This window comes from Trinickia mobilis (assembly GCF_017315705.1).
GTDB classification, from domain to species: domain Bacteria; phylum Pseudomonadota; class Gammaproteobacteria; order Burkholderiales; family Burkholderiaceae; genus Trinickia_A; species Trinickia_A mobilis.
In genome coordinates this window covers 108972-116845 of record NZ_JAFLRF010000019.1, presented here as the reverse complement: position 1 = coordinate 116845, position 7874 = coordinate 108972, and the positions used below count along the sequence as shown (strand labels likewise).

General features: G+C 65.1%; 8 protein-coding genes and 1 pseudogene. 2 read left to right on the top strand and 7 right to left on the bottom strand.

From position 1 onward, the window contains the following. Positions 1-369 (top strand): annotated as a pseudogene (locus J3489_RS23500) (hypothetical protein); the annotation flags it as partial. Here the strand turns inward: J3489_RS23500 and J3489_RS23495 are convergent. The 6 genes from J3489_RS23495 to J3489_RS23470 all read right to left on the bottom strand — a co-directional run bounded on the left by J3489_RS23495 (position 311) and on the right by J3489_RS23470 (position 6698). Continuing rightward, on the bottom strand, positions 311-1426 hold the full coding sequence (locus tag J3489_RS23495; RefSeq protein WP_207002155.1) for a nickel/cobalt transporter: 1116 nt from the start codon (positions 1424-1426) through the stop codon (positions 311-313). The pseudogene J3489_RS23500 and the gene J3489_RS23495 overlap by 59 nt on opposite strands. A gap of 142 nt (positions 1427-1568) precedes the next feature. Beyond that, positions 1569-1985 carry a GFA family protein gene (locus J3489_RS23490; RefSeq protein WP_207002153.1) on the bottom strand — a complete coding sequence of 139 codons (417 nt, stop codon included), beginning with the start codon at positions 1983-1985 and terminating at the stop codon, positions 1569-1571. A gap of 84 nt (positions 1986-2069) precedes the next feature. Then, positions 2070-2372 (bottom strand): protein-tyrosine phosphatase family protein, encoded by a 303-nt coding sequence (locus J3489_RS23485; protein WP_207002151.1) that lies wholly within the window; start codon positions 2370-2372, stop codon positions 2070-2072. Then, positions 2365-4194, bottom strand: coding sequence for a carbamoyltransferase family protein (locus J3489_RS23480; RefSeq protein ID WP_207002149.1), 1830 nt, complete (start codon positions 4192-4194; stop codon positions 2365-2367). The genes J3489_RS23485 and J3489_RS23480 overlap by 8 nt, the downstream gene beginning before the upstream one ends. A 133-nt stretch (positions 4195-4327) precedes the next feature. Continuing rightward, positions 4328-5485 (bottom strand): amidohydrolase family protein, encoded by a 1158-nt coding sequence (locus J3489_RS23475; protein WP_207002147.1) that lies wholly within the window; start codon positions 5483-5485, stop codon positions 4328-4330. Between the two features lie 106 nt (positions 5486-5591). After that, the gene (locus tag J3489_RS23470) at positions 5592-6698 is read right to left on the bottom strand and encodes an SGNH/GDSL hydrolase family protein (protein ID WP_207002145.1); all 1107 of its coding nucleotides are present in this window, start codon (positions 6696-6698) and stop codon (positions 5592-5594) included. A gap of 48 nt (positions 6699-6746) precedes the next feature. Between J3489_RS23470 and J3489_RS38355 the strand changes: the two genes are divergently transcribed. Then, complete coding sequence (locus J3489_RS38355; RefSeq protein ID WP_255555200.1) at positions 6747-6875, top strand: hypothetical protein; 129 nt, start codon at positions 6747-6749, stop codon at positions 6873-6875. Between the two features lie 161 nt (positions 6876-7036). Here J3489_RS38355 and J3489_RS23465 read toward each other — a convergent pair whose 3' ends face one another. Beyond that, positions 7037-7825 (bottom strand): DUF2182 domain-containing protein, encoded by a 789-nt coding sequence (locus J3489_RS23465; RefSeq protein WP_207002143.1) that lies wholly within the window; start codon positions 7823-7825, stop codon positions 7037-7039. Between the last annotated feature and the right edge of the window lie 49 nt (positions 7826-7874).

The window sequence follows — 7874 nt, the reverse complement described above, 5'->3', positions numbered from 1 at the left end:
ACCCATAGACATAGCCGGTGCCCCGCCCATGGGGCTGGCGTTGGGTTCGAAAATCGCACTTCGCGCCGGCGCGCCCTCGACGCGATTGCGGCGAGCCTCAAGGGCGTGGCGCGGAATTGGCCGATGGCGCTCGTGTACTTCGTCGCGATGACGCTCGCCGTGTGGCTCGCGCCGATGATGCCGCCGACGGCGTACGCGCTCGTCGTGACGCCGGTGCTGGCGGCCCTGATGCTGCTCTCGATGTACGGCGGGTATCGGGATGGATGTGTTCGTCGAGCGTCGAGCGATCGACGCGTGTCGCGTCGGCGGCTCAGCCAGGCGTCATCGCACTCACGCCCGTCACGATCAACAGGATCTGGAGCGCGCTGAGGCCTGCGATCACGATCGTGCCCGCGAGTGCCACGCCGCGCTGCCATCGCTCGAGCTTTTGCCCCGTCACCCATTTCAACGTGACCGCGCGGCCGCTTTGCAGCGCGTAGCCGAGCACGAAGACCGTCGCGGCGACACCGAGGCCGATCGCGAGCGCGGCGACGATACCCAGCCAGTACACGTGATAGCGGGCCGTGATCAGCAAGATGAACAGCGCGCCCGCGCACGGCCGCAACGCCGCGGCAAACGCAAGCCACCCGGAACGTCGCGGCTGCGCGATATCCGCTTCGAATAGCGGGCGCGAGCGGCGCTGCATCGCGAGCCTGGCGCCGAGATAGGCAGTGCGTCCGGTGTCCGCAACGGCTGCGCTGCCTGCTGTCCCGCGCTGATTTGCTGCGACGCCGAAGAGCGGCACCGGCGCGCAGCATTCTTGCCGGCGCAGGATGCGCGCCGCCGTCAACGTCGCCACGCCCAGCACGGCGATCGCGCTGATCAGCTCCAACGGCGCCGCGGTATGCATGATCGCGTTCGCGGTCCCTTCGAACAACGCGAGCGCGCCGCTCACCAGCACGATCGCGGTCAGCGACTGGCCGAGCGCGGTCGCCAGCGTGAATGCGCCAACTTGTCTTGCCGATGCGGCGCGCGAACCGAAGTACGTCGCGACGATCGTCTTGCCGTGCCCCGGCGCAAGCGCGTGCAGGACGCCGTAGGCGAGGCAGAGTCCGACGAAGGCGATCAGCTTCGGCCACGCGTCCCGGCCCGCGTCCCGGCTCGCGTCCGGATCGCCGGCGCCGTTGCCGCTCGAGCCGAGCGAACGCAGGCTGAGCACGTCGTCCTGCATGGATTCGTTGAGGCGAGTTTGCGCAACGATGACGACTCGCACAGCGTCCCGCACGAAGCCGGGCAGCAGAAGAGGATGTTCGCCGGCTTGGGCATGCCGGGCGATCGGGCCGTCCGGGCGGCCGAATACGTCGGCTCGCGCGTAGCCGCCGTCCATCAGCACGGCGCCGATCAGCGAAATCGCGCAGACGGTGCGAATGACCCGAAGCGCGCGCATGTCAGCAAACCACCGTCGCCGCGAGCGGCGGATAAGTCCCGTAGTCAACAGCATGATTCGGGTTCTAATCGATCCCCCGGTTATTGCGTCGATTATGTCTGCCGCTGCCATACCGTCTCTTTATCTCAATCGCCGCCGAATTCTACAAAATGTCCGTTGGATCGGCACTCGAATACGCGCCTCGATATTGCGGCAGTGCATCCGGCAACTGAACCCAGGGAAGCTTTTGCGCCGTCCAGGTGTGATGCTTCGGCGGAACCTGTTCGGGAACATCGAGACTGCACGTCGAAATGTCGATCTCATCCGCGAAATCCGCGTGCCGATACGTCAGGTGCGTACCGCAGTCGGCGCAAAACGCGCGCAAGACGGCTTGACTGGAGGCGATGGTCTTGGGTTCGCCATCGACGAATCGGAATCCCGAGCGCTTCACGGTCAACCAGCCGACGAACGGAGCCGCCGAAATGCGGCGGCAATCTACGCAATGACAAATCGTGGAATCGACAACGTCCCCGAACACCTCATAACGAACTTTTCCGCAAAAGCAGCCGCCTGTGAGCATCGCCCTCTCCCTGAGACGTCGCGAATGCAACGATCATAAGCGAGCGAGCGCCGGCTTCGTCAAAGCCGCGCTGAAGGCATCGCCTCAATACATCGCGTACACGAACTGCGACACCGCTTCGCTCGCTTCTGCCGGCGCGCGAAGCGCCTTGGCCATCTTGCGCAGGTCCGGCTCGAGCGCCACCAGCGCGTCGAGCCCCAGCTCGCGCCAGATCTCGATCAGCGCGTCGATCATGTCTTCATGCACGACGATCGGTTCCGGCTCGAAAACGTGCAGGAAATACGAGGTGCATGCAGGGTCGGTGTCCGCCAGCACGAACGGCGCCACTTGCCGCTGCGCGGGCGCGAGCTTCGTGCGGAAGAATTTTCCAAGGTCGGCGTCAGTCAAGTTGATACTCCTTCTTCCATGAGTCGTCGGTTTCGACCGGGGCTTGCTCGTCGCGGTACAGAATGAAGCTGCCCATCACGAGCGCGTCGATTTCCGTGCGCATGAAACAGCGATAGGCGTCCTCCGGCGTGCAGACGATCGGCTCGCCCCGCACGTTGAACGACGTGTTGACGAGCAGCGGACATCCCGTCAGCGCCTCGAACGCCTTCAATACCGAGAACATCCGCGGGTTCACGTCCTCTTCCACCGTCTGGATGCGCGCGCTGTAGTCGACGTGCGTGATCGCCGGAACAGAACTGCGCACTGCGTTGACGATCTCCAGCATGTCCTCGGGGTCGGTTGGCGCGTCGGGAACCTGCCGGTGCGCTTCCCTCACCGGTGCGACAAGCAGCATGTACGGGCTGTCCGCGCCGAGCTCGAAATACTCGTCGGCACGGCTTTTCAGCACGATCGGCGCAAACGGGCGGAACGATTCGCGAAACTTGATCTTCAAGTTCATGCGCGACTGCGTCGACGCCGAGCGCGGATCGCCGAGTATCGAGCGGGCGCCGAGCGCTCTCGGGCCGAACTCCATGCGGCCCGCGAACATCCCGACGATTTTTTGCTCGGCCAGCAGGCCCGCGACCCGCGCGGCGCCCGCATCGGCGTGGTCCAGCGGGTGGTACGCGGCGCCCGAGTCCGCCAAGAACGCGACGATCTCGTCGTCGCTGTACTCGGGGCCGACGAAGCTCCCCTGCTGCGAATCCTTGGCGCCGGCAAGCGCGGGGCGGCTGCCGCCCAGCACGTTGAAGTCGGCGAGATAGGCCGCGCCGATCGCGCCGCCTGCGTCGCCGGCGGCCGGCTGGATCCAGATGTCGTCGAAGAGGCCCGCGCGAAGAATCTTCCCGTTGGCGACGCAATTCAATGCGACGCCTCCCGCAAGACACAGGTTCGCTGCGCCGGTCAGCTGCCGCACCGTACGCGAGATTTTCAGCATGACTTCTTCCGTCACGGCTTGAATCGACGCTGCCAGGTCCATTTCGCGCTGCGTGATCCGCGACTCCGGCACGCGGGGCGGTCCATCGAAAAGCCGATGGAATCGCTCGTTCGTCAGCGTCAGCCCTTGATGAAAATCGAAGAAGTCGAGGTTCAGCCGGAACGAGCCGTCCTCCTTGATATCGATGAGGTGCGCCTTGATCTTGTCCGCGTAAGCCGGTCTGCCATAGGGCGCCAGTCCCATGAGCTTGTACTCGCCGCTATTGACCTTGAATCCGCAGAAGAAGGTGAACGCGCTGTAGAGCAGCCCGAGCGAATGCGGGTAGCGAATCTCCCTCAGGATTTCGAGGTGGCTGCCGCGCCCGAAGCCGAGGCTGGTCGTCGACCACTCGCCGACGCCGTCGACGCACAGCACCGCCGCCTCTTCATACGGCGACGGAAAGAACGCCGAGGCCGCATGCGAATAGTGATGCCGCGCGTAGTAGATCGGCACGTCGCAGGCCAGCATGTCTTCGATCAGTTCCTTGAAGTAAGGCTTGACGCCGAAGAACGAGCGGGCAGCCCGCGCGAAGAACGCTTCCGCATCGGGCGCGAACGCGATCGACGAGCGGATGATGCGATCGGCCGTCAGCGCCGGGTCGTCATAGAACGCGATGGCCGACAGATCGCTGCCGTCGATCTCCGCTTCTTCGAGGCAGTAATTGATCGCGCCGCGCGGAAAACGCGGGTCGTGTTTCTTCCGGCTGAAGCGCTCTTCCTGCGCTGCCGCGACGATCTTGCCGTCTTTCAGGATGGCAGCAGCCGAATCGTGATAGAAGGCCGACACGCCTAGCACATACCTGGTCATTGCTTTCCCCCGCGACGATGAAAGGTGGGTCGTCGTGAAATTGCCCGCCGAAGCGGCACAGCGGCACACCGCTTCATTCTCTGCGCGTTGCCGGCGAGCGAATGTGCGCTATGGCACCGTGCGCGCTTTGCGCCTACGCTTGTTCCGGCTCGCGCACGATCGCACCGTCGAGCACCACCGGAGAACCGTCTATCAACACGTCACGCGGCTTCCTGTCGGCCAGAAGCTTGAGGAAGCCGCGGCTGTCGCCGTTTTCGGCAAAATCGTCCGGCCGCTCGAAGAGGCAAAGATCGGCCTTCATGTCCGCGGCGATCGCGCCGACGTTCGCGATGCCGAGCGCCAGCGCCGCGGAGCGCGTCAAGGCGTCGACTGCCACGTCGCACGTTGCCGCGGCGTCGCCGGCTTGATGGATCAGCGCCATCGACAAGCCGACCAGCGATTCGTATCGATCCGCATCGGTCGCGGCATGGCGGCTGATCGAAAAGCCCAGCGCCCGATCCTTCAGCGACAATCGCGCAAAGTGCTGCTCGAGCAACGACTCGTTGACCGCCCCGGGCGCGCACACCAGGTTCGCGGCGGAATCGTTCAGCATCCCGACATCGCGGCGAGTCAATTGCGAGAGGTTGAAGATCGTCACTTGCGAAAGCAGCGACAAGTAGGACAGCAGCCCCACCTCGGTGAAGAAGCGCGTTTCCTTGTAGCGCTTTGCGTCGCCGTGCGTCGCGCTGAGCCGGACACACAGCCGCCTGCCCAGCCGCTCGGCAATCGACGCGGCGGCGAGCAGCGTCGCCGCGGACCAGATTTCGCCCGGCACGACCGCGGGAAATAGCTCGCAGCGGCTCGGCCTGAACGAAGCCGCGACGCGCACGAAGCTCTCCAGCAGGGGCTGGCACGCCGCCGCGCTGTCCTTCGCCCCGCTGCTGTCTCCGAGTTCGACATAAAGGAGCCGGCGCACGCCTTCGAATCCGGCGAATGCCGCGCATTCGGCAAGGCTCCCGCAGAACACACCGGCCGTCGTGACTCCACGCATGACGAGCTCGCGCGAATACGGGTTCCAATCTCGATGCCCCGGCCCGGCGTCGGAATCGATCAGTCCGGGGAGGCACACGGTCGCATCGCCGGCGAACGTCGACGCGCGTCGCGAGGTTCGAGGCGGCAACACGCGCGCGATGCGCGAAGCGTCTATTTCGATGTCGCCGCGTACGAAGCGATGCCGGAGTGAATCGAAGTACAGCGTATCGACGATCGCCCATCGAGCCGATTCGCAAGCGCCGATATCGACAATGCTCATATTCCCCTCATGTGCTCACGCTTTCGGGCCATCGCGCCTGCGCGCCGCCATGTCCTTTCCGCCTGCACTCACTGCCTGCATCGCTTCTTTGCATCGCCCGCTCGTTTTATCTGCCGTGCATTGCAATCGCGCTGGCGGAGGGGGGCATCGCATTCACATCGAGCGACGGGCCTGCGTCCAGCAACGGCGCCACGACCTTCGCCAACGCCTCTCCCACCAGCTTGTGCGCGAACGGCGTGAAGTGGACATCCGACTCGAATCGAAGCAATCGTCTGACCTCGGCCGGGTGACGCACCAGGTCGTCGACGAGGTGATAAACGGGCACGTCGATCGACTGGGCGAGCTCGTCGAAACGCCTTCTGACATCCTTGTAGCTGGCCGTTTCCTCGACGTACTGATACACGGGGACGACCGCGATCACCGCCGGCACCTCGAGTTCCGACACCCACTTCCTGAGGATCGCCTGCATGAGCTTCCAGCTAGGGTTATCCGCCGAGCGGTACTCCGGAAGCGGCTGGAACTTCGTCAGCTTCTGGCACAAGTCCTTGCATTCCGGCCCGAGGCGGCCGGCCATCTTGTGAATGCTCGAACGAACCAGCGCCTTGATGCCGCCGTGCGCCGCGACCCCCGGATCGGCCTTGTACGGCTGCGGAACCGGCACGCCTTTCAGGGTCAGCGCGTCGTCGGCAGAAAGTTCGAACCAGGGCTTGGGCACGCGGATGGCTTCACCCGCGCGGTCCTCCCACCCTCGATCCTTCAGCACATTGCGCTGGATGTTCTCGACGAGCACGCTGATGACCACGGCGTCATAGTCGATCTGGCCGGCGTACTGCTGATAAATCAGGTACTGCTGATCCGTGCCGCTTCCGCTCAAGCCGAAATTCAGCACCTCGGTGTCGGGCAGCTTTTGCTCGAGCACGTCGGAGTAGCGCTTGCCGTTGCTCACGCCGTCGCCGGCCGTGTAGGAATCGCCGAATACCAGCACGCGATGCCGGCGGTTCTTCCGCGGCGTGACTTCGCGATCGCAGCGAAAGCCGTCTCGGTTGCTCTTCACCAGATAACCGCCGCCCTCGTGCGGTATCCGGACTTTGAGCCCGGCCGCGAACCGGTAGCCCAGGAGCGGGTCGTGTTGCATCAACCGCCTGTGCAACGCAGGCGCTTCCGTGCGCGCATTCATGGTTGTCTCGGTCTCCTGGTTTCGATCGCCGTTCATCGGGTGTTTCGTCACAACAATGGACAAACGCCTTCCATAGTCATCCTAATGAACGATGCGATCCCGTCTCGTTTTAATGAATCGCGCGCCCGGCAGCGTGCCGGCCGGCCCGCCGGCCGACGGCTTGCTTACATGCGCGGCATCAACCGCCAGAACAACGGCATGTACCGCCAGTGATTGAGAAGGTAACGCGGCGGCATCGTGACGAAACGCCATCACCTAGTTGATATCGGCAATGCTGCGTGCGGGCGCCCACCGTTTTTTTTGCCAGAGATCGGCAGGCTTGGCGGATTGATCGGGGTCCGAGTACGCGCGCGCCGTGCATCCGCGATGAGCCATCAGAGCCCGGCTGCTTGCCCGATCAGAAACACCCCCGCCGCGACGGCAACGGCGCCGATGACCCGCGCGACACGCTGACCGTTCGGCGCGAGACGTTCCGCGGTGATGGCCGCTGTGACGACAGCCATCGCACGCAGGTCCATGACGCCGACGACGAGGAGGATCACCGTCAGGCCGGCACAGCAGCAGCAGCAATGCAGTCCGAGGCGCAGGCCGTGCCGCACGGCTATGGCGGCGCCTGCGGGCAACGTGCGGCCGGCTCCGGGCGACGCCCGGCAGCAATCGAGGTGATGCGCCTTCCACGCCGTGAACTGGAGCGCGCCGGCGATCAGGACGACCGCCCCGACCGCCCCCGGCACCGCGCGCGCCAGCGCCGGCAACTGCATCTCGGCAGCCGCGAGCGCCACGCCCACGGGAAACGCGGCCATTCCGAACACGGTCCACACGACGAAGTACCCGAGGCCCGCCAGCGCGGTCAGCCAAGCGAGGCGCGCCGCCCCTGCCCTGACGACCGCCGCGCGATAGCGCCACAGCATCGGCATCAGCGACGGCAGCATCATCGCCACCATCATCACGACCCACATGCGCAGGAACGACGCCGCGGCGCGGGGCCCCGACTGCCCGGGCAGCAGCATCCACGTCATCGACATCGTCCAGCCGCCGGGCATCGGCATCCCGTGCATCGCCGGCATCGACGCACACCAGACGATCGTCGCCGCCGTGCTGGCGGCGAACAGCAGCGACAAAACGCCGATGAAGGCTCGCTGCGAGGTTCGCTCGGAAATCATGCTGCGTCTCCCGGTTGCGTCGATGACGCCCTTGACCTGGCCGCCTGGC

What these genes read in the sequence shown, in the direction of transcription:
- J3489_RS23495 (WP_207002155.1), bottom strand. Translation starts at nt 1,426, where the DNA reads ATGCGCGCGCTTCGGGTCATTCGCACCGTCTGCGCGATTTCGCTGATC.
- J3489_RS23490 (WP_207002153.1), bottom strand. Translation starts at nt 1,985, where the DNA reads ATGCTCACAGGCGGCTGCTTTTGCGGAAAAGTTCGTTATGAGGTGTTC.
- J3489_RS23475 (WP_207002147.1), bottom strand. Translation starts at nt 5,485, where the DNA reads ATGAGCATTGTCGATATCGGCGCTTGCGAATCGGCTCGATGGGCGATC.
- J3489_RS38355 (WP_255555200.1), top strand. Translation starts at nt 6,747, where the DNA reads ATGAACGATGCGATCCCGTCTCGTTTTAATGAATCGCGCGCCCGGCAG.
- J3489_RS23465 (WP_207002143.1), bottom strand. Translation starts at nt 7,825, where the DNA reads ATGATTTCCGAGCGAACCTCGCAGCGAGCCTTCATCGGCGTTTTGTCG.
- J3489_RS23480 (WP_207002149.1), bottom strand. Translation starts at nt 4,194, where the DNA reads ATGACCAGGTATGTGCTAGGCGTGTCGGCCTTCTATCACGATTCGGCT.
- J3489_RS23470 (WP_207002145.1), bottom strand. Translation starts at nt 6,698, where the DNA reads ATGAACGGCGATCGAAACCAGGAGACCGAGACAACCATGAATGCGCGC.